This window comes from Pontibacter sp. LHS1 (assembly GCF_058932855.1).
Genome location: NZ_JBZYWF010000002.1, coordinates 601,951 through 623,247, shown reverse-complemented (window position 1 = coordinate 623,247; position 21,297 = coordinate 601,951). Strand labels below are relative to the sequence as shown.

Annotated in this window: 16 protein-coding genes; all 16 read right to left on the bottom strand. The window is 47.3% G+C overall.

All coding sequences use genetic code 11. From position 1 onward, the window contains the following. Positions 1 to 3: 3 nt before the first annotated feature. Positions 4 to 1,338, bottom strand: a complete 1,335-nt coding sequence (locus AC5FXQ_RS07115; RefSeq protein ID WP_493601789.1) for a Coenzyme F420 hydrogenase/dehydrogenase, beta subunit C-terminal domain — start codon at positions 1,336 to 1,338, stop codon at positions 4 to 6. A gap of 114 nt (positions 1,339 to 1,452) precedes the next feature. Continuing rightward, the gene (locus AC5FXQ_RS07110) at positions 1,453 to 2,994 is read right to left on the bottom strand and encodes an oligosaccharide flippase family protein (protein ID WP_493601788.1); all 1,542 of its coding nucleotides are present in this window, start codon (positions 2,992 to 2,994) and stop codon (positions 1,453 to 1,455) included. 25 nt (positions 2,995 to 3,019) lie between these two features. Continuing rightward, entirely contained in the window at positions 3,020 to 4,921 is a 1,902-nt protein-coding gene (asnB, locus tag AC5FXQ_RS07105; protein ID WP_493601787.1) for an asparagine synthase (glutamine-hydrolyzing), read from the bottom strand. Positions 4,922 to 4,956: 35 nt separating this feature from the next. After that, a complete protein-coding gene (locus AC5FXQ_RS07100; protein WP_493601786.1) occupies positions 4,957 to 6,639 on the bottom strand; it encodes a GNAT family N-acetyltransferase in 1,683 nt (560 codons plus the stop codon). 21 nt (positions 6,640 to 6,660) lie between these two features. After that, positions 6,661 to 8,358 carry a GNAT family N-acetyltransferase gene (locus AC5FXQ_RS07095; RefSeq protein ID WP_493601785.1) on the bottom strand — a complete coding sequence of 566 codons (1,698 nt, stop codon included), beginning with the start codon at positions 8,356 to 8,358 and terminating at the stop codon, positions 6,661 to 6,663. A gap of 60 nt (positions 8,359 to 8,418) precedes the next feature. Continuing rightward, positions 8,419 to 10,086, bottom strand: a complete 1,668-nt coding sequence (locus tag AC5FXQ_RS07090; protein ID WP_493601784.1) for a GNAT family N-acetyltransferase — start codon at positions 10,084 to 10,086, stop codon at positions 8,419 to 8,421. A 104-nt stretch (positions 10,087 to 10,190) separates the two neighbouring features. Then, entirely contained in the window at positions 10,191 to 11,855 is a 1,665-nt protein-coding gene (locus AC5FXQ_RS07085; protein WP_493601783.1) for a GNAT family N-acetyltransferase, read from the bottom strand. Positions 11,856 to 11,908: 53 nt separating this feature from the next. Then, on the bottom strand, positions 11,909 to 12,997 hold the full coding sequence (locus tag AC5FXQ_RS07080) for a DUF354 domain-containing protein (protein ID WP_493601782.1): 1,089 nt from the start codon (positions 12,995 to 12,997) through the stop codon (positions 11,909 to 11,911). Between the two features lie 16 nt (positions 12,998 to 13,013). After that, positions 13,014 to 14,069, bottom strand: a complete 1,056-nt coding sequence (locus tag AC5FXQ_RS07075; RefSeq protein WP_493601781.1) for a glycosyltransferase — start codon at positions 14,067 to 14,069, stop codon at positions 13,014 to 13,016. A gap of 99 nt (positions 14,070 to 14,168) precedes the next feature. Then, positions 14,169 to 15,440: a hypothetical protein gene (locus AC5FXQ_RS07070; RefSeq protein ID WP_493601780.1), complete on the bottom strand. Its 1,272-nt coding sequence runs from the start codon at positions 15,438 to 15,440 to the stop codon at positions 14,169 to 14,171. A gap of 2 nt (positions 15,441 to 15,442) precedes the next feature. After that, the gene (locus AC5FXQ_RS07065; RefSeq protein WP_493601779.1) at positions 15,443 to 16,387 is read right to left on the bottom strand and encodes a glycosyltransferase family 2 protein; all 945 of its coding nucleotides are present in this window, start codon (positions 16,385 to 16,387) and stop codon (positions 15,443 to 15,445) included. Further along, entirely contained in the window at positions 16,380 to 17,165 is a 786-nt protein-coding gene (locus AC5FXQ_RS07060) for a hypothetical protein (RefSeq protein ID WP_493601778.1), read from the bottom strand. Before AC5FXQ_RS07060 ends, AC5FXQ_RS07065 begins: the two co-directional genes overlap by 8 nt. A 134-nt stretch (positions 17,166 to 17,299) precedes the next feature. Continuing rightward, entirely contained in the window at positions 17,300 to 17,926 is a 627-nt protein-coding gene (locus AC5FXQ_RS07055; protein ID WP_493601777.1) for a hypothetical protein, read from the bottom strand. A gap of 31 nt (positions 17,927 to 17,957) precedes the next feature. Beyond that, on the bottom strand, positions 17,958 to 19,397 hold the full coding sequence (locus AC5FXQ_RS07050) for a lipopolysaccharide biosynthesis protein (RefSeq protein ID WP_493601776.1): 1,440 nt from the start codon (positions 19,395 to 19,397) through the stop codon (positions 17,958 to 17,960). Positions 19,398 to 19,400: 3 nt separating this feature from the next. Continuing rightward, positions 19,401 to 20,636 (bottom strand): hypothetical protein, encoded by a 1,236-nt coding sequence (locus tag AC5FXQ_RS07045; RefSeq protein WP_493601775.1) that lies wholly within the window; start codon positions 20,634 to 20,636, stop codon positions 19,401 to 19,403. Positions 20,637 to 20,672: 36 nt separating this feature from the next. Beyond that, complete coding sequence (locus AC5FXQ_RS07040) at positions 20,673 to 21,170, bottom strand: UpxY family transcription antiterminator (RefSeq protein WP_493601774.1); 498 nt, start codon at positions 21,168 to 21,170, stop codon at positions 20,673 to 20,675. Between the last annotated feature and the right edge of the window lie 127 nt (positions 21,171 to 21,297).

Sequence of the window (21,297 nt, the reverse complement as noted above, 5' to 3'; positions counted from 1 at the left end):
CTTTCAGGATAAGTATTTGCGAACTTTCTGATTTATTTTAGTAATAATCTTTAGGGTCAGTAAGTCTTTCTTCATGACTGAATCAAAGCCTTCTGCATGGGGGTGTAGTGGCCAAAACAACAGGCTGTTTGCCCGCACCTTTAGCCTGATTGTCTGAACAAGCTTGCTCGGATAGGAAATATTTTCGTTTGTAAATCTTTTTGGAGGAATAGTCTCCCCCTGTTCTTCCGCCTTCTTAATTCTGAATGACTGTGCCTTTTGTCTGTGGTTGAAGCTTCCACTTTGGGACTTGAGAAACTCATCAAGCGGCATGAGGTGGATGTTCAACTTCTTTTGCCTGATAGCCGACTGAATAAGCTTATCCGCTGTAGCTGATCGCGTTACAATAACACTTGTGCCGGCACCGTCCTTCGCATAGGGATGTATCCAGGCGTCGCCTAATGAGATGTCCGCCAATTCTGTCGTGACATCATCACAAAAGTCGCAAGCTTTGGCCTTGAATAGTCCGGACCCCCACATATCACCCACCTGCTTCATTTTTATCTGCTTCTCTGTGCTTGTATGCTTATCTGTACAGCCAAAAGAATAGTCATAGGCTGTGGAAGAAAGGTCTTTGATTCTATAGGCAGGGCTTGTAAAATTACCATCCTCCACACCTGTTTTTGAGGCGAGGTAGTCAGTGAAGAAGGAGCTTTTCAGTCCGCCGCAAATGATACCAACCAGGAATTTTATTTTCTGCCTTAGTTCAGGATGGTGATATTGAGCGAGTCTAATGGCTTTGATGAAACACGCTACTCCCGAAATGGCAACCACACCAGGCAGCTCATTTATTTTGGGAAGAACAGTAGCTAAAGTGACGGGGTAATACTTGGTTTTAGATGCTTGCAAGAGCTCCTCTTTAGAACTACTGATAGCATATTCATAGAAGTTGCTTGAAGACTCTCTGACAGAAATTATATGATTGACCTCACCGCTCTCTAAGAGAGAGGCGAATACAAAAGTTGCGATACCCCCGGAAGAAGACCTGTTTCTGAATTCAGTGGAGAAGCCTGCATAGATCTTATTATACCTTCCAATGTTCCGATGATAGTTAGGAGCATCATTTAAAAAGGCAGCAGCTATTTCATCCTCTGTTTTAACTTCACTAACAGGCTTCGGATTGAAAGGACAGAGCGCTAAGTTATATTCCGGAAGGGAGGCATTTTCCTTTAAGTGAGGAACAAGGAATCCATTTTCATTCCATTTCATCTCTATGACATCCTCATGCCTGTAAGTACACATACCACATCCTACACACAACTCATTTGCAACGACAGTGTTGATTGCGTTCTCTTTCATAACTAAAGCTATTTATGTTTTGAACCAACAGAGCATAAAAACTGAGAGCTTGTTTCATCGACAAAGGCAGAGTGCCTCCTAATACTCAGGTTGATTCCGGAAATTCTGAGCTCTTTAAAGTAAACCATTGTAGTATAGTTTTGCTTTTGAAAGCACCTTCTTGGCTGGTACTAAAAACAGCTCACGTTCAAAATTGTTAAGCCCCATCCACCAGATTGCATTCACATAAAGGATGCTGAATATGAAAATTTTAAAGAAGAGCGACAGGAATGAATAATCATCATTGATGTTGTTCAGAAAAATGCCTACCACAAATACAGCCGTAGCCGGAAGTGACATGGAGCCTATCTCTCTCCAAAAACGAGGTATGTCTATGCGCACCCGCTTGTAATAGTAAATGTTCATGACGATGATGTTACCTACTATAAGAGAGAATGAGGTGCCGATGGCACAGCCGATGCCTCCATATACTTTGGCCAGGGGAATGCTGATAGCCAGGCTAGCCGTAGCCACCAAAATGTAAACCAATGAGCGGAATTTGTGCTGATTACGTGCCTGAAGAATGGAAATGCCAAGGGTCTGAATCAAGGGGATCGTCAGGGGAATCATTAACAGCACGGCGATGAGGTAAGCATCTGCGTAGTCAGGTCCAGCCCAGAGTACAATAAAAGTTTTCCCGAACAGTATAAAAACACTTAACACAAATGCCATTACGATAAACTGTATCCTGCCTGTCCGGATAAATAGGTCAGACACTTCCTTGTCAGATGTGTTGCGTGCGACCATGGCTGTGACTTTTGGTAAAAACACACCTGAAATGGCAGTCGAGAGGCTCATATAGTACATCTGCAGCTGCACAGCAATTGCGTACACAGCCACCACAGCAGTACCTGCTACCACGCCGAGCACAAACTGGCCGGTGCTCCAGTAGATTTTGTCCACTATCACTCCCAGGAAAATAAAGAAGGAGTAAGTGGAAATTCCCTTCAGTACCTGCCACTCCATCTTTCGGAAATGCAGCTTGATCTTGAGTTTAGTAAAGCAATACCAGCTGTTCACGAGCAAACTGATGATATTCAACAGTGTGATGACCAGCACAATTCCAATGGCTTTGTATCCCATAAGGAGCAAGGGAATCATCAGGCAGGGTGTGATCAGTGCCCGCACAATATTGACCAGCTTCTGAAACACATAGTTTTCATAGGCGACTATGATCGAACCAAAGACGCTGAGCGGGAACGTAGCGGCCAGGTTGAAGATCAACAGCACTACCATGATACGCGCTTTCTCCAACTCTGCGGCAGATAGGGCATTGCCAAACAGGACTTCCACATTGTGGTACAGCAAGGTGCCGGCCAGTATGACGAGCAGACTGATGCCGCAGTACAGCATCAAAAACATACCAAACAGGGAGTACTGTTCTTGCTGCCTGTTTTGTGCCCTGTACTTTGCGGTATAGCGAACAACTGCATTTCCAAGGCCCAGGTCCAGCACGGTAAGGTAAGCTACTACGGAGGCAACAAGAGAGTAGAGTCCAAACTCTGACTTCCCCAGCATCCGCAACATGAAAGGCGTAAATAGCAGGCCCACTACATTGTTTATACCGATGGAGGCATAAGACAGTAAGGCGCCTGCTTTCAATTGGTTGATAGCCATATAAGGTATAGGGTTATACCTACTGCTAGGCAGGCAATGGTGTAATACGCTCATTCAGCGCATCTGCTGGTTGCGGCTCTTCCTCCATAATATCCTGATCAATAAATGTTCTGAACCATAATTCGAGGTGCACCCACTTCCAGATCTCTTTTGCAATATTGGTTTGACCTGAGAGGTGCTCCTTATACTTTCGCATAGCAATCTCCGGGTCGATCAGGTTGCGCCTTCTGAAAGATTCACTGCTCAGGATGCCTTCTACAATGTTTTGCCAGGCGGGCTCTCTGAACCACTCATCCTGCGGCGTGCCGAAGCCAATCTTATCCTGCCGCATCCTGATTTTTTCGGGGAGCACACCCTTCATGGCCTCCCGGAGTATGAACTTGGTGATGCCATGGCGGATAGCCCAATTGTCTGAGCTCGCCAGTGTTTTCTCCACCAGTCGGTAGTCCAAAAACGGTACCCGTGCCTCGAGGGAGAAATGCATGGAGTTCAGGTCCTCCCATTTGAGCAAATGCTCCAGCTTATTTTCGAAGTGATCTAACAGAGCATCTTTCAGCGAGTTGGAGCCATACAGGTTGCCGGCTATGCCGTTGGATTTGCTGTACCTCTCTACAAAAGCATTCTGCAGATATCCTTTTTCGCCGACCCTTACCTTCGTGCGCATGCCTTCCGGAAGCAGGAAATAGGCAAAGGATTTGAGGCCGTACAAGCTGCGGTGGTTCTTCAGGTAATGATACATCTCACTGACCAGTTTCCCGATTCGGCCGGAGCGGAGCAGGTCTTTAAAGTAAAAGCCAAAAAAGTAATGATAGCCGGCCAACTCTTCATCGGCTCCCTGACCATCTAGTGTCACCACCACGTTGTCCTTAGCCAGTTCCATCACCTTATACTGCGCATAGGGAGAGGTGGAGGGGATAGGCTCGGCGTGTGTTTTTATAAATTGCATCAGATCGTTTTCCAGCGTTTCGGCATTAGGGTAGATGTAATGCATGTGCTTGAGCAGCGGCTTGTACTCGTGTATAAACTGCTTTTCGTCGCCGGTCTGGCCGTTCTGGTAGATGGCCGAGAAAGTGTTGAGGTCTTTTTTATGATAGCTGTTGAGTAGCACAGAGGTAATGCTGGAAGAGTCAAGGCCGCCACTTAGGCAGACACCTACAGGCACATCGCTTCTGAGTCTTAAGCCGACCGCCGAAGTGAATAATTCTTTGTACTCTTCCGGACTCCTGAATTTTTCGGATTTAGCTACTCGCTCTCTGAGATCATACCAGCGGCTTGCCTTTACGTTTCTGCCGCGTACGGTAAGCTTCATACCGTGCTGCAGCTTTTTGACCTCCTCAAAGAAAGTAGCCTCTGACTGGTCTGTCCTGTTAAAGGCCAGGTAATCAAATATGCTTTGGTAGTTTGGCTTGGGCTTCCCGTCAAGCAGGCTGAGTAGTGGCGGTATCTCAGAGCAGAAAGCAAAGTAGTCGGCTGTGTGGATATAGTAGAAAGGCTTGATGCCATACCTGTCGCGGGAAGCAAAAACAGTTTTTGTCAAGCGGTCATAGATCGCAAAAGCCCACATTCCGTTGAAGTGGTTCATGCACTCCTCGCCCCAGTAGATGTAGGCATTCAGCAAAACCTCCGTGTCAGTTTTCGTTTTGAATTCAATGCCCAGCTGCTGTAGTTCTTCGCGCAACTCAACGTAGTTGAAAATCTCGCCATTGAACTCGAGCACGTAACGACCGTCGGCAGATACCATGGGCTGGTGACCGTCAGGAGAAAGGTCAATTATACTGAGCCGGACAAATCCGAGGCCTACTTCATCTTCTATAAATACACCATTATCGTCAGGTCCTCTGTGTTTCATTTGTCGCATCATCTCACGCAATGCAGACTCTTTGGGGGTTTCCTGATTAAAGTTGATAATACCAGCTATTCCACACATGTCTTTAAGGGTTTGTTGTTGGAAACTTTATTCTGTTAATTGCTAGAAGCGGGGGTAGAAGGATACAGTAATTCCAATGCCCTGCACACCGCTTTATCAGTTGAATTTGCGACGGCATAAAGTGGCAGGTCATCCGATATATTCTGGTGAGTGACTATGGCCTGGATAAAGGCTGTTGTTTTTGCCTGATTTAAAAAGGGACAGCAAAAGCTGTGCAGCACAGCTGCCTGCTCAGGTAACTCCAGCTGAGAAAAGGAGGATGGTCTGGAAGCTTTGGGTTCGCTCAACCAGGCATAGCCTAACAAGTGCCCGTTCTCCTGCCAGGTATACACATGCTGACCAGACTCAAGCCTGCGCATCGCATCAATCAGGAATTCCCACTTTGAGGTAAGGCTGTCCGTAGGTGTATAGCAGAGTAAGTCCTGCAGTTCGTTTTTATTAACCGACACTTCCTGAACCTGTTCCTGAACAGGCTGCACGGAGTATATGCTCAGATTCGCAGATTTGCCTATATTCCGGATAGATTTCCTGAGCAGCACTGAAAGACTCCGCCTTTTTATGAGCTTGATCTTTTCTTTCACTACAGCTGTCTCATGGCTTATCTGCTTGATCTGACGCTGCGCTATACCTAGTTTGGGGAGCGTATCCTTGAGGTACTGTGTCAGGTTGTATTTTAGCTTCCTGTTCAGAACGGCAGCCTTGTTCCCGAAAACCAATTCGGTTGCATGTGTAAAGTCTGTGGCAAGGCTTTCTTTGTATGGATCGTTGCCCGGGGTCAGGTCGAAGACAGCAATACCTTCTTCTGCCAGCATCACACCAAGCATCAGGAAGTGAAGGATACCCGGTGAGTGTTTGGCTTGCATTGGAGAGTGGGTGTTGATGCCCTGCAGGTGCACCCAGTTCTGCCCTGTTACCCCGACATTGGAGGCAATAATGGTATCACCTACTTTAAGCAGGGTAACATGCAGCAGACCTTCTGAGAATAGCTTTTTCAGGAACTCTTTGCGATAGCCATCTTCCTGAAAAGCGCACTTGTTGTACATGGCACCTTTCCTGAAATCACTCTGTATGGCAAGTTCATTCAGTACAGAGAAAAACTCCTGCGCATCCGTGACTTTCACAAAAGATAGCTCCCCCTGTCTTTTCAGTCGATTGATTTTTTCTCTTCTGTTCTTCTTTCGAAGCTCCTGTGACAGGTTCTCCTTGTTCAGGCTCAGCAATGGCTGTTTCACTTCTCTGCGGAAGCATATTCTTTGCAGATTCGGGTCAGTTACGAGCCATTGCAAGGGCGTGTTGGACGGCACGAATTTTAAGCTGATCTCTGACTGAGGAAACTGCTCCAGCAGATTTGTCAGAGTTTTCTTTATAAAATATGAACTCTCCCGTTCACTTGTAAGCCATACCTGATATTCTGCCTGATTCGCCCCTGCACCAACAAGCTGGCCACTGTCATCCTGTGCCAGTGTCAATAGTCCGGTGAGCTTTTCTCCGCAGTATGCGACAGCCAGAACAGGTGAATACGATGTGTGATAAGATTGATACCAGGTATATACAAAGCCTCTGCTTTGAAAGACAGTTGACCAGGGGCAGGAGGTATAGAGCGTATCCCACTGCAGCTGGAAACTTTGCTCCGCGAGCAATGCCAAAGCTTCTTTTCCTGTCAGTATTTTTACAACATTTACTTGCTGGTGCGTAGCTTTCTGTAGCAGTGTATTCATAGGCGATTCGGGGTCTGTAAATTATTTAATAAGGGTTGCCACTGGCAAACAACATGCAGCTACTGATGGGGCAGTGATCAGGTATAGCTGTTTGTCCGGCTGGCTGTTTTCAATTTCTGCGGCTACAGCTTCTATAAACTGAGGCAGCTTACTTTTGTAATCAGGCTGGAAGTAAAGGCCATGTAGCACAGCCCCTTCTGTTGGATAATCGAGCTTGGCGGCATACGTGTTTCGCTTCTTAGAGTAACAACTCAGCCAGACGCAGGCTTTTAGTATGTTGTCCTCAGAGTAGGTATAGGCCTGCTCACCTATCTCAAGCCGGTACATGGCCTCCACCATAAACTCCCACCGGGTTTTTAAAGACTGACCTGCAGAGAAACGGAGCAGGTCTTTTAAGCTGTTTTGGCTTATTCCTACATACGTGTTTTTTGAAATGGATTTGCTGTTGTTGGTGTTTATTTTATATATTTTTTCTTTTTCCCTTGATATAGTGAATTTCAGTGATCTCATTAAACAGCTTGAGATGCCTTGCTGCTTCATGAGGTGCCACTTTGACTTTAGTAGCTTACTGTTTTTTCTGAACCTCGCCCTGTGAGCCTTATAATCAATGCCTACTTCTGACATTCTCCCTATGATTTGTTTTTTGAGAGAGCCAGGTATTTTGAAGGTCGATTTAGCCTTTTTGAGGATCACAAGGCCATATACCTGGTCCTGTGTGTTGGCCATCCGCTGCTTGTATTCCTGGTCTCCGGTAGACAGATCTAACATATTATACTGTTTGCCTGCCAGTTGCTGTGCCAGCATAATAAAGCTGATGAATCCGGGGGAATAAGCCGCATAAGTAGGGGCATGGGTGTTGATCCCGACACCATGGACCCACTTATCTTTGCCGATGGTGGCGATAAGTGAAGCCACTATCATGTCATTCAATTTCAGCACTGAAACATGGAGCATTTCCAGCCGGAATAGCTCCATCAAAAAATCTTTTTTCAGAGGGTCTGATCTGAAGGGCAATGTATTCAGAGTAGCCCCTTTTCTGAAATCGAACTGGTCCATCATTTCATCAAAAATGTCAGACAGTTGATCTATGCAGGTGATGTGCTCAAAGGTGACTTCGCCCAAACGCTTCAGGCGGTTACGGCTTTCCTTAAATTGCTTTTTTGTGTAGAGTTTGGGTAGTTCGGGGTGTGTCAGGTCCACCAGGGGGCGGTCATAGGTTTTCAGCACAGCCAGATCCTGCCATTGCTTATCGGTTTCAAGCCACTTGAGAGGCGTGTGCTGTGGGAGCTGGAACAGGCGGATGTTATATCCCGGGAAATGCTCCCTTACTTTATGAAGCGCCGATATGATGAATGACTCTTTGTTATACTCCTCGGCTAACCAGGTATGGTAGTACGCGTCAGACGCGCCCGTGCCGGTTATTTCAAGTTTCTGAAGGCTCATACTCAGGTTCAGTATACCTGTGAGTTTACTCCCCTTGTAAGAAGTAATCAGGATAGGGATGTAATGCTTTTTGTATAGTTTGTACCAGGTGTTGGTGTAGGTAGTGCCTTGAAACACGGTCGCCCAGTAGCAAGATTGGTAGAGTGCGTCCCATTCAGCCTGAAATTTTTCATCTGATAGTATTTTCAGGGCGTCTTCTCCGACGCTTATTTGGATTTTGTCCTCAACTTCAGGATACAGAACGTTACTTCCTTTGTCGGTATAAGTGCCTTTCATACTAAGACATTTTAAGGGTTAAGAGTTGATGTAAAGTCTGGAAAAGCGATTTGAAGGTGTTTATGTGATTATCTGAAATCCTGCCCTGGCAAGTGCGTGACTGTTAGGTTTGTGTACCGCATACAGCTTGGGGTCGTTGATCTCCAGCGCGATGATGGAGGCTACATGCTCCAGGAACTGCCCAAATTTATCGTTCGCCTCAGGGTGGCAGTATAAGTGCATCAATGCAGGTATATTAGTCAGTGGGGGCTGCTGTTGATTTGTAAAATCAGTATAACCAAACCAGGCGCAGGCCATCAGGCGTCCTTCTTCTGCCCAGGTATAGGCATGATGTCCTGTTTCAAACAGCCTCATGGTATTCTCCAGAAACTCCCAGCGGGTAAGCGTTGCGTCTTTCTCGAAATCCAGCATATCGTTTAAGCTGTTCTTTTGAATATGAATCGTTGAAAAGGGCCTGCCTGCCTCCATATCCTTGGCATACAACTGCTCAGGAGAACCTTTCTTGTTGCTGCCCAGTAGCTGACTGATCACCTTCATGTAGCCGGACTTTTTGGCATTTCTGAGCCGGTTCTTCAAAAGGTATAGCTGTTTCCTGATCTGAAGCTCTACCGTCATGGGGCGTCTGCCGGTTCTGACAAGGTAGTCTTGCAGCTCTTTTTTGATCAGCCTTTTGAGTCGGAAACCCTTACTGCCCGTTACAAGCAGTCCGTATACCTGGTCATGACTGGTAGCCAGGCGCTCCTTATAAGTGTCACCCCCGGGTGTTAAGTCAAACACATCAACTCCTTCATGCGCCAGCAACTGGCCCAGGTTTAGGAAATGCAGAATGCCGGGGGAGTGCCTGGCATAAAAAGGGGAGTGGGTGTTGATGCCCTGCAGGTATACCCAGCCTCTGTCTGCTACCGCTACCATAGAACCAATGATATCATCATCCACGCGGAGCAGCGTGACATGAAGCAAACCGTTTTTAAACAGCTCCTTCATAAACTCTGCTTTCAGCGGCTTGTCCCTGAACTGGTTTTTATTGAAAAGCCCTCCCTGTCTGAAATCATATTGCAGGGTAAGTTCAGGTAGCACGGCCTCAAATACTTCAGGGGCAGTCACCCGCTCAAACTTCACAGTTCCCAGTTTTTTCAGGCGATTGAGTTTGGTCTTATACTGGTTATTAATGCGAAATGCTTTCTCGGCTTCGGGACTTTTAATCTCTAGCAAAGGACGTCTGAATGCCTGCTTCACGCTGAGACTCCGCCACCTGGAGTCCCGATCGTGCCAGGCCAGCGGTACTCCAGGTGGCATGAACCGGAACATGATTTTGGCTTTCGGATAGTGATGAAGGAGTTTAGTAAGCGCATTCGTAATAAAGCAATCATTGGCATCCGGCTCAGCGATCCAGCAATGATACTCGGCCTCGTATTCTCCCGCTCCCACAATCCTAACGCTACCTTGCCTGCTCTCAGCATTGGCGCTGTCTGAGGCGGGAATAGCCATGGCCAGCAAACCGGTCAACCTGCCTTCTTGCTCAGACTTGAGCAGTACAGGTATGTAATCACTTCTGAACACATGATACCACGACACGATAAACTCCCAACTTTGAAAAGCAGTAGCCCATGCACAGGCCGTGTACAGGTTGTGCCAGGACTCCTTAAATGTAGCATCGTCCAAGAGTCGGTATACCTGATCACCAATCAGCAAATCAACTTGTTTTGGTTGCTCAATTAGGGGGGGCATATCGATTACGCTAATTACATTTTCCATCATCTTGTTGTCTTATAAGGTGGGTAACAAGTTGAGCTACTTTAGCTCAAACAAGGCTTGCGGAGCAATACTTCATATTAAGGTAGCGGCCCCCTGATTTTCTGGAGGCCTGCACGCTTCATATCCTTCAAAAGCGGCTTGTCATGATCAGGTATCGGCAGGTATACCTGCGCACTTGAGAGGTTAGGGGCTATAGCTGAAACTACAGCAGCCAGAAACTCCTTGAGTTGTGCCACTCCAAAAGGATGCACGTAAACACTCTGCAGGTAAAAGGCTTCTCTACCAGCAGCTGTAGCTGCTTCTGCAGCGGTGTCTGCAACTGGTTTGGTATACCAGGCACAATACAGTAGCGTGCCTCTGTCAGAGATGGTATAGCACTGTGCACCCTGCTCCAGTCTTCGCATCGCATTCTCCAGAAACTCCCAGCGGGTGCACATGCTCCCCTGCATCTGATAATCAAGCAAATCGCTGAGGCTATTCATATTGACAGGAAAGTCCCTGCTTAATTTTTTCAGATCGAGGGTGGTGTGGTAGATTCTCTCCTGGTTGTTGGCCCATAGCTTTCTCAAGCCGCGGGCTATTTCATGAGCAAGACCACGTTCCTTTACAAAATACAGCTGCCTTTTCAGACTGAGCTCTACTGACATCGTTCTGATTCCCATATCAGTCATGCGCTGGTAGAGCAATTTTCTGAGCTGCCGTTTAAGGAAGTATAACCTGGAGTTGGTGGCAACCAGTATATGTACCTGATCGTGCTGTGTGGCTAGCCGGTCTTTGTAAGGGTCACCTCCGGGCGTCAGGTCAAAAGAGCTTATACCTTCGTGCACAAACTGTTGCGAGAGCATCAGGAAGTGCACATAACCGGGAGAGTAACTAGCATAAAGCGGTGAATGAAAATTAATGCCGCCTAAGTTAGCTCTGTTCTTGCTGATCAAAGCCGCTACAGAAGCGACCGTTTCTTCACCTGCCTTCAGTACAGTGACATGCAGCAGTTTGCGCCTGAACAAAGCGAGCAGAAACTCCCTGTTGACGGGGTCAGTTCGGAATGGATTTTTGTTGTACATCGCTCCCTGACGGAAGTCATAATAGATCGCCAGTTGATCAAGGGCGTTACAGAAGGCTGCTTCGTCAGTTAAATGAGTAAACTCACCGATCTGCTTCATACGATTCACCCTTTTCCTGTCCCGCCTCGATACAGAAAAGTCCGACATAACTACCAGCGGACGAGTCAGGGGGTAGAGGATGCAGGAGCTTTGCCAGCACGGTTCTGACTTTGCCCAGTCAGTGGGTGTGTTTGGCGGCAGGTGCCGCAGCATCAAGTCTGTGGTCGGAAATTTTCGCATCAGCGCTTTCAGGGCGGAGCTGATAAACGAATTGCCGTTACTTTCAGAAGCTAGCCAGGTATGGTAGTCGGCCTCGTAATGACCTGCGCCAACAATGAATAATCTGCTATTTAATTTTTGAAATGGCAGTGCCAGGGTAAGCAAACCGCTAAGCTCGCCTTTTGTGTGCTCTTTTATGATAATTGGCTGGTAAGCATGCTGATAAAGCCTGTACCAGGTAGTGACAAAATCCGGACTTTGAAACACTGTGGCCCAATGACAGGAGTGATAGAGCGAGTCCCATTCAGCCAAAAAGGTAGTTTCTTCCAGAAGGTGCATTACTTCCTCACCAGTCAGTAGCTCTAATGTTTTTTCGCTTTGTCCGATCTTAACATTCTCGTAGGCAATTTCTTCAATCATGATCTAGCTAGTCAGGGGCGGGGTGGAACATATCAGGTTAGGTAGGCTGCTAATTATTCAGTAAAAGACACGTTTGTGTAGCGCTCAGCGGGAGCAGGTTCTTTGTGCAGATTATACCTGAGTACCTGCTCTAACATAAACTCTGTCGTATCAATGCATTCACTCACGATCCGGTCCCGTACTTCTTTAAATCTATGCTGGCTGCTTTCATCTTTCAATATGGAAACCGCCTTTTGGATGGCACTTTGTTGGTCTTCCTCACTTTCGCTGAAGTTGAAGACAATGCCATACCTGCTTTCCTCTTCATCTGTATAACCCCGGCCGTCGTTGTCCATAAAAATGGAGGGCGTGCCTAGAACGGCTGCCTCGGAGGCCATGGTAGCGCTCTCCCCGAATAACAGACTGCTGTAGTAGATGGCATCGTGCATCTTGTCAAAGGGAATGGAGATGCGGTACTGCTCCAGGTCTGCGGGAAGTTCTCCTTCAGAAGTGATGAAGACCCTTGCCAGTTTTGACAGTGCCTGCACCGCTTTCCGCTTGTTTGAGAGCGACATACCCGTATGGTCAAAATCATGCGCTGCTGCCCAGGAGACAAAGCGGACAATCACATACTTTTCTCCTTCTACTACCTGCAGCAGTTCCAGTATTTCGGGGTTTGGTGTGAAGTAACGCGGGTGGAGGTAAGCCAACTCCATATATCCCCTGAAGCGCACTTGCTTGGAGCCCAAATCTGTCCGGTAGCAGGCAGGTGTGAATACTTTAGTGGCAAAGGGTACTGTTAGTTTATGATGCAGGCTGGCGTGCTCTGTATCACTGAACACAAGCGATGGCTTGCCCAGGAAAGCAGCTACCTGAGAAGGGTAAGGGTGCAGGAAGTTAAGAAACAGATCGGGTTTGAAAGAGAACGCAATCTGCAGCAATTTATAATCAGCGTACAGTAGGTATAGGAACTTACCGATTTTGCCGTCCCTGCCTTTGCCTCTGTTGATGTAAGGGATCTGGTAGAGATTAAGCAGTCTCTGGGCCATCTCCTTGTCCCGTGAAACGAAGAGAACAGCATGGCCTTTCGCCTCCATCAGCCTCGAAAAGTTTCTGAAATAATGCACATGGGCCGGGTGGTTGATGTCGATTAGTATCTTCATGTCGGGAGCGGATTTTTCAAATAGACCGGGTAGGTGACACTGTGTTAGCGGTTACATTTCTGGTAAGTGGAGCAGCTGTTTCATGCACTCTTGCCTCAGGTAGGGGCACATGCTTTCTGTAAATACTGATCACCTTCTGGGCGATGGTGTCGGCGTCAAGGCCGAGCTGCTCGATCCTTTGACGGCCTGTGGTTCTTCTTTTCGTTTGAGCAAATTCCAATGCGCAGCGAATCTTTTCGGCGAAGTCCTCTACCTCGAACGAAGCCAGATAACAACCTTCCGTGTCGCCCATTACCCATTTGATGTCGCCAACATTCGTGGCTACGATAGGGCAGTTGCAGGCCATGGCCTCTTTGATCACATTCGGGGATCCTTCCATGAACGAGGGCACTACCAGCACGTCTGCCGAATTCATGTATTTAGGTATGGCATCATGGGGAATCGGGAAGGGGTTGATGAGCTGCACATCTGGCAGGTTGAGGTGCGCCACTGCCTGCTGCGCCAATGGGTAGTTTTTACCAACTCTTTCCTGACTTCCCAGAAACAGAACCAGCTTTTTAGAAGGGTCCAGTCCCAGCTCTTCCCGATAGCCCGCCGGATTCGGTGTGAAGGTTTGGGTATCTATCCCGTTTGGGACAATGTAGGATTTGTGTTTTTGGTACACATACTGTTCCAGGTTGGGGGCCTTTGAAATGATGGCCTTTACAAAAGGCTGAATGAGAATAGATGACAGCATGAAGAATCTACTGCTGAAACGTATTTTGTTTACGCCGATGTAGTCTCCCTGCGCGTCATCTCCCATAAGAGATAATATAACGGGCGTACTGCCTGCACCCAGCACGGCAGACCAGCCTGAAAGCGAAAAATGAGCGTGAATGAGGTCATAGCGATGATGCTTCAGGTGTTGACGCAATTGTCCGCCTGCCTGCAGGTAGCCTCGCAGTCCTTTGCCTTTGATTGGGAAGTATGCTACCTCTATACCTGCTTTTTGCAATGACTCACCCTGCGCTTTGATGAATGGCGCTATTTCAAAGTTTTTAGAATTGCCGCTGCACACAAAAAGTACCTTCATAAGTTTGAAATGTAGTATTGAAGAGCTTTGGCAGGATCTGCCTAAGCCCTGGTTGAAAAATAGGTATATCAGGGGCTGCCAGGTTTACCTGAGTAAAGCTCAGGCGTTCTGCTCCAGCAATTTTTCCTGTTGTACTGTTTCTTGTTTTTCGAATTCTACTTCTTCCACTGGCCGGTAATACTTGATAGCTGAAAGCAGCAGCATCAGAAGCGGAGCATAGGTAAAGGTGCCGATAAAGCGGCCTGGTATAAGCACCATGACAAACATGGCCAAAATGGGGTAATATGCTTTCCTGTTTTCAGGAGTGATTCTACCGTTTCCGAGCAGGAAGTAATGCACGAAGAACAGCGTAAACAGAAAGAGGCCAAAGAAGCCCGTGCTGTAGAAGATCATGTTGATGTCACTGTGGATGGGACGGTCTCTGCCGAAGTATTTTATTCCAAAGCTGAATGTGTCCCACAGTTTGACACCGAACATAAGCTCCAGCGGATCTTCACGCTTATCATGGTAGTCAATGATATACAGGGTCTCGAGGTACCGGCCCTCTTCCTCGTATGTTTCGAGGTCCTGTATCCTTTCCCGTTTCTCGAGTTGAGCTGCCAGCTTAGCCTCATAAAGCGGGTAACTGAAAATAAGTGCGGCAACCAGGCAAAATACCAGTATCACCATTTTGAAGATCAACTGCCGGTTCAACAACATGTAGACAAACAGCGCCCCAATAATCATCACCAGCGAAGTGCGCCGGGTGATCACGATCAAAAGTGCAATGTTGAACAGAATCAAGCCAATATCGAAGAGCTTGATCATGGCCCCTCTGTTCTTGTTCGTGAAAATGTAATGAACCCCCAGAAAGATCAGGATTGGAGCGATGTACATGCGCGATGTACTCAGAAAGCCAGTCGTAAAGGACTCCGCATATGAGCGCCCTACATTGAAAATATTCGCATAAATGATGTAGAGCGGAATCAGGATAAGCAGGTAGCGGTTATACTTTTCGAACTCCTGCAAAAAATTCCGGTTCTCCGCGATCTCCCGCCCGATCGGGATCATCAGCAGGGCTATGAGGATGGCCAGCGTAGTTTTGGCCGAGAGTATGATGTCCCCGGGAATGTAGACCATCAGCAAGCCCAGGTAAGTAATCAGCACCAGAAAGATACCGTCCGATTTGCGAAGGCCCCCATGTGCAAACAAGTACACAAGCATAAGCGAAAGCGGTATGATATAGCGTATCGCCGCAAAGATCTGATCATCTTTGTAAAAGCCGTCGAACATGTCAAACAGCAGGAAGAACACGACCAGACCAATAGGGAATAGCTTTTGATTCACCAAAAAGACGAGTATAAGCAGTGTTCCCAGAGCGATCAGTACCATAATCAGACAGATAAATAGCGTGGTCCAAAGAATCGAATTGTAACGAGTTTCTTATAAAGAAGTAAGATTTTCACGGCAAACAGTGGGGTTCTGTTTAAGCAGAACAACCTGACAAACCGTTGGTTGAAGTACTTGTCGTTGAACCTTCTGGCAAAATTAAGCTGACGTTCGATCAGTCTGCTTTTCCTCTTTTGTCCGGCCCAGGCATGGCGCAGGCCATTTTCTACTGCCTTGTAAGCGATGAATTTGTTCAGGTATACATCATGGTCACTGTACAAGTCTGACCAGGACTCCTTGCAGGAGTCAGGCTTGGCGATCCTGCTGTAAGCCCCACTCATCATCATGTTGTAAGTAGCCATAATCTTATGGGTATATGCCACAGGGTAGTGCATGGCTACCTTGCACCACATAAAGGAGTCCTCACCGCTGATCATGCCAACCGGGAACAGGCCTGCTACAGCTATGACCTCTTTCTTGATGATCGTGGCAGAGGTCCAGGAGATCATGTTATCCAGGGTCAGGGTGGTCTTGAAGTAATTATCTATAACGCCGTCTGGTATATTGGGACTCTCTATGAGGATTCTGTCTCCTTTGACGCCTCTGTAGGCGCAGTTATACATACCGCATTCCGGATGGCGCGCTATAAGCTTGCTCATTTCTTCCAGGTAGTTGCTGTCCCAGGCGTCATCTGCATCCAGAAAGGCGATGTAGTCATGGTTCGCTCTTTCTATGCCGTAGTTGCGTGCATGCGATACACCTCCGTTTTGTTTGGAATATATCTTTATCCTGCTGTCGGTGAATGACTGAACAATGGAGAGGCTCCTATCCGTTGATCCGTCATCTACCACAATCACTTCGTAGGCGGTAAAAGTCTGGGCGAGCACAGTGTTCAGTGTTTCAGCGACACTGGCTTCCTTGTTGTAAAGAGGTATGATGATACTAAACATCCTGCTTGATAGAGGTGATAAGGTGATTTAAAACAGAGTTGTACTTTTCTATCTGACTAGCCGGGACTAAACCTGTTCTTGGAAACTGGCTGGCTTCTCCGGCTATTCTGTTAAGGGTATAGACTATCTTAAGAAGCCCTGGCTCTGTGCTCATATGACTGGCCAGTCTGCGGAGGTAGTCGCTGTCTTTTGTAATGGCTACCGTCCAGCTTTCATTGTGTTTCACTGCTTCAGCAAAATTGTAAAAGTGTATATAGTCGGTGATAAAACTCCCGCTCCGGTTATACATGCACCAGTCGATTATTCTGATCTCCTCGTCGATCAGTATCATGTTTTCGATGTGCAGGTCACCATGGGCACTTGTAATGGGCAGTTTTAAGTGACGTAACAGGTCATGGCATACCTCAATCAGGCGTAGGTCAAGGCCCTGCTGTCCTAGCTTCTGCAACTTCATGAGGTTATAAGTCATGTGGGCTTGTTGCTGCTCGTGCTTCAGGGCCTCTACCAGTTTGGCCGACATGAACTGCTCTACCTGCTCCAGCCTGGATGCCGGTACAGGTGTGCCCTTCGCCATGGCTAGGCTTAGCAGGTAAGGACTCACCTGTATGACTGTGTCTGACCAGAACTTTGTTTGCAGTGCTTTTTGATTACCGTTCAACTCTGCGTTCTTTATAGCGCCCCCCATTGGTGTGAAGAGTTTATAAGTCGTTTCTCTCCAGTGGAATATGTAGGAGTAGCATCTTAAAATCCGGGAAATTGAATCTAAAGAAAATGGCATAGGTAGATGTTTAAGATCAGGAAAGCTTGTCAGGAATACATTCCAGTTCTGGCAGGTCCGCTGGATGTATGACAGTGAGTAGAATCCCCAATCCAAGGAGTCTTTTACTTCCTCGTTTTGATTTCTAGAGTTTGTCATTTGATAAGGGTTAAGTGCGAGGCTGGAAGTTGTTTATACACTTTCCAGGTAGAGAGCGCCTCAGGATGTACGACGCCCAATTGGGCAGGTATACTGCTTAACTGCAGTACCTTGGCAATGGCTAACCTATGAATACCGCCGCCGCCAAATATCACCTGGTTTTGCCGTCCGATATGAATGAAAATACCGCCTTCTTCATTATAGCTGCGTGGGTTCAGTTCCCGCTGCGTTTTCAGTTTTCCGGTTGATTTTACATGTTCAAAGAGTTGATCCAGCCGCTCATACCTGGCCAGGATGTCATCCAGCGTACTACACTTGTCAACCGGCCTTTTGCGCTGGAGGATGAAGTCGAGCATGAACTCGTAGATACCGGTGTCTTCCCAGTTTTTGTTCAATTTCCAGCGTTCAATGCAGGCGTTGTACTTGAAGCGTGAGTCAATCGCAGTCATGTTTTCCTGCTGATCCCAGTCTCCCCCGATCACACGGCCCGAGTCTTTCTGTTTCCAGGCAAAAGAGTAGTGATTAACCTGCATGGGGTCTACGAAAATCAGTTCGGCGTATGCAGGGGCATTGGCGCCATACCTGATTTTGTTTAAAGCATTTCTTATGTATTTTTTTACCATGCTACAGGAGAAAAGAACATACAGAGTTGACTTAATACTTCTTGATCAGCTTTATGCCCTGCTTTAAATCATTTAAAAAGAACATTAGATAGACCAGTCCGCCTATAACGCCCGCAACAAGCAGCTCCACCAACACAGCCAAGCCCACCAGTGTGATCAGGTAGATGATGACCAGCATGACAAGCGCCGCCAGTGCAGGGTCTTTGAGCGCGAACATTACCTCCCGGTCTGTAATGTGGATGTACTTCTTCATGAAGTAGTGAAAGGCGATGCGGGAGGTGGTGTAATGGATGCACACTGCGTATGCTACACCCTCTATCCCAAAGTGCGTCTGTCCGAAATAAATAAGCGGCAGGGCAATCACAAAGGTGTTGATGGTGTTCACGTAAAAACTCACGGAGGGCTTCCCGATCCCTTTGAGTACCTCGGCGGGTGTACCGGAGATGGCAAAAATCATGGCGGCAACCGATAATATCCGGAGTGGAGCAGCCGCCTCCAGCCATTTGGCGCCAAAGAAAAACAAAATGATCTCCTCCGCCAGTCCGATAAAAAGAACTGAAATGGGAAACGTAATAATCGCCGTCATTCGCATGGTCTGCAGGTAGTACATTTTGATCTTCTCCGGATCGTCCTGCAGCTTGCTGTACACCGGGAAGAATACCTTGTTGAAGATGGAGTAAAGCTGAGACTTCAGTGTCAGACTCAGCATGAACGCCAGGGTATAGATACCAAGCAAATGTGAGCTGACAAGCTTGCCAATGATCAGGTAGTCCAGGTTCTTCCGGAGGAAGTGCAGAATGTTGTTCAGCTGCGTGTAGATGCTATATCCGGCCAGGTCCAGGAGCACATCTTTGCGAAACACAAACTTAGGTGACCAGCCAACTTTCACCCAGTAGGAAACCAGGATCACACCTGATCCTGCTATGTATTTTGTAACCAGACTCCATACACCAAATCCCAGCAAAGCCATGACAACAGCAGCTATTGAACTGATGGCCGTGCCCAGAAAGGTGATTGTAACGAGAGACTTAAAGTTCAGTTTTCGGGTGAGGATCACCCGAGGAATGATCGACGAGATATTGAAGAGCAGGTATATGCTCAGTGCATTCAGAATAGGTACTAAACGGGGCTCGTTGTAAAAGGCGGCTCCCGCCGGTGATATGAACAGAAAGAAGCAGAGCACAAGTAGCAGGGAAACAACGAGCAGGAACCACAGCGCACTTGAGTAGCGAACCTGGGTCAGTTCGTCTTCTTTCTTTTGAATAAGCGCATTGTAGAGGCCCATGTCCGAAACCACTTCCAGAATGCCCACAACCAGCATGGCCATGCCTACGATGCCATAGGCTTCCGGAACCAGCAGCCTGGCCAGGATCAGCATTACCAGAAAGTCAGTACTCTTGGTGGCAACCACACTGATCGTGTTCCACTTTATTCCGGATAGTACCTTACCCCTCATGCCAGCAATTGCCATAGTCTAGTTAAATTGTGCTGTTAGCAGATTGTCGTATACTTTGCGACTTTTATATATCTCAGAAATGATGGCATCGGTCGCTTCGCTTATTGAAAGGTGGGAAGTGTCGATGCTGATGTACTGCCCTGCAGAAACCAGCTCTGCCACTTTCCTGAATTTATCAATGTCGATGCGGCTTCTCTCTAAGGTGTTCTCGGTTGGTTTCCGTTCTACCAGTACCTCCGGAGAGGCATAAAGGAAAAACACAAGGTCAGGAGTAGGCAGGATGGAACGGTAGAGCAGATTTTTCCCCATGCCTTTGTCCATCAGGAAGGCTCCCGGTACGCGGTCAATCAGCACAATGCTATACCTTGATCTGAGCTTCACCGGCACCTGGCGAAGCAGGAGTTCGGCCGGTAGCACCAAAAATGACTTCAGAAAACTGAAAGCCTTGTCAAGCACTTTCGGTCGGAGCCGTTTGTTATAAACCGATTTTACCCATGGTGAGGTCCAGCCATTTTCTCCCATGCCCAGGTATAGCTTGTTTGTTTTGAGGTTCAGCTTTTGCTCTACAGCCTCTATCAGTGTGGATTTGCCTGCACCGTCAGTACCCAAAAAGAGCACCTTCATGCCATAGCCATGCCTTCTGAATTTATTTTCCTTTACCATTCTGCTGCGCTGCTGCTTGAAATAGGGGCGAAGCAGTACTTTGAGCTGTTCTGTGATATTAGGAAAGTCTTGGCTGAGCCATCTTTGTAAGCCGGCTACCGTTTCGCTGTGTTGGGCTGTAAGCTCAGCCTGGTACATGCTGATGTACTGGCTCAGGTATACCTGGTGCTTTGGCTCCAGTCTGCCCCTCTCCTTATAAGCCAGGTGCGCCGCATAGAGCAGGATCGCGTCCATACCGTTTGGCCTGCATACTCCTTTCGAGTTGAGAACAACTGCTGACAAAGCCTGATCCGTGTTGGAGTAGGTATAGCATTGGTCTGCTCCATTGGCAAAAGTTAAGCTGTACTTCACATCCAGGTATAGCTCAGACTGTGGTGAATAGTAAAAGTGGTGATTGGTATGATAACTTGGCTCTCTTCTTTTGAACCAGCCTAACGTGCGCAACCGCTTCTCAAATTCACTTTTGCTTTCAGGGGCGACAAACAGATCGATGTCGCCGGACTGAAATTCAGACTCAAAATCTGTGAGCAGAAAATAGCTGATGCCATCTTCGTGCAGCGTACGGAATAAGGTCTGTATAGTAGTGTTCATTGATTGTCTGAAAGATTAAGGAAAATAGATACCCTGCTAAGCAAGTACTTTGGTGATACTGGATTTTTCAAGATCAGCGTACATAACAAACCCGAGGGATGGCAGTGCAACCCGCACGGTATTATTCTTAATGGCAACCACAGTGCCTTCTTTGTCCTGCAGAAAACCTCTGGATATTTTCACCGCATCGTTGACGCATACCTTTGTCTTCTCGAGCTGCACATTGCTGTGCTCATTTAGGAAACTTCTGATCGCTTCAATTTCTTCGTCTCTGATCACTGCCGGCTTGCCCAGCCAATGCACCAAGTTGATCACACCGTCCAATTCCTTTACTTCCCGGATCTTTTTATCCGATATATGCACAAATACATAAGATGTAAACAGGGGTTCGTGCAGTACTTTCTTCCTGTCGCTCCACTGGCGGGTAACCTTGTTCAGCGGACAGTAGCTCTGAATTTCTTTCAGTGTAAGCAGGTCTGCTACTTTCTTTTCCCAGCGAGGCTTCGTGTAAACGGCATACCATCTTTCTTCCATCACGTCTTCGTTTTAGGGTTACTTTTGAATCAGGGTATGGCTTCGCCTACCTCAGTCCCATTTTGGTGACCGGGAAAAACTTTAAGCCATACTTATTACATGCAGGAGGAGAACTCCCAAGTGTGCT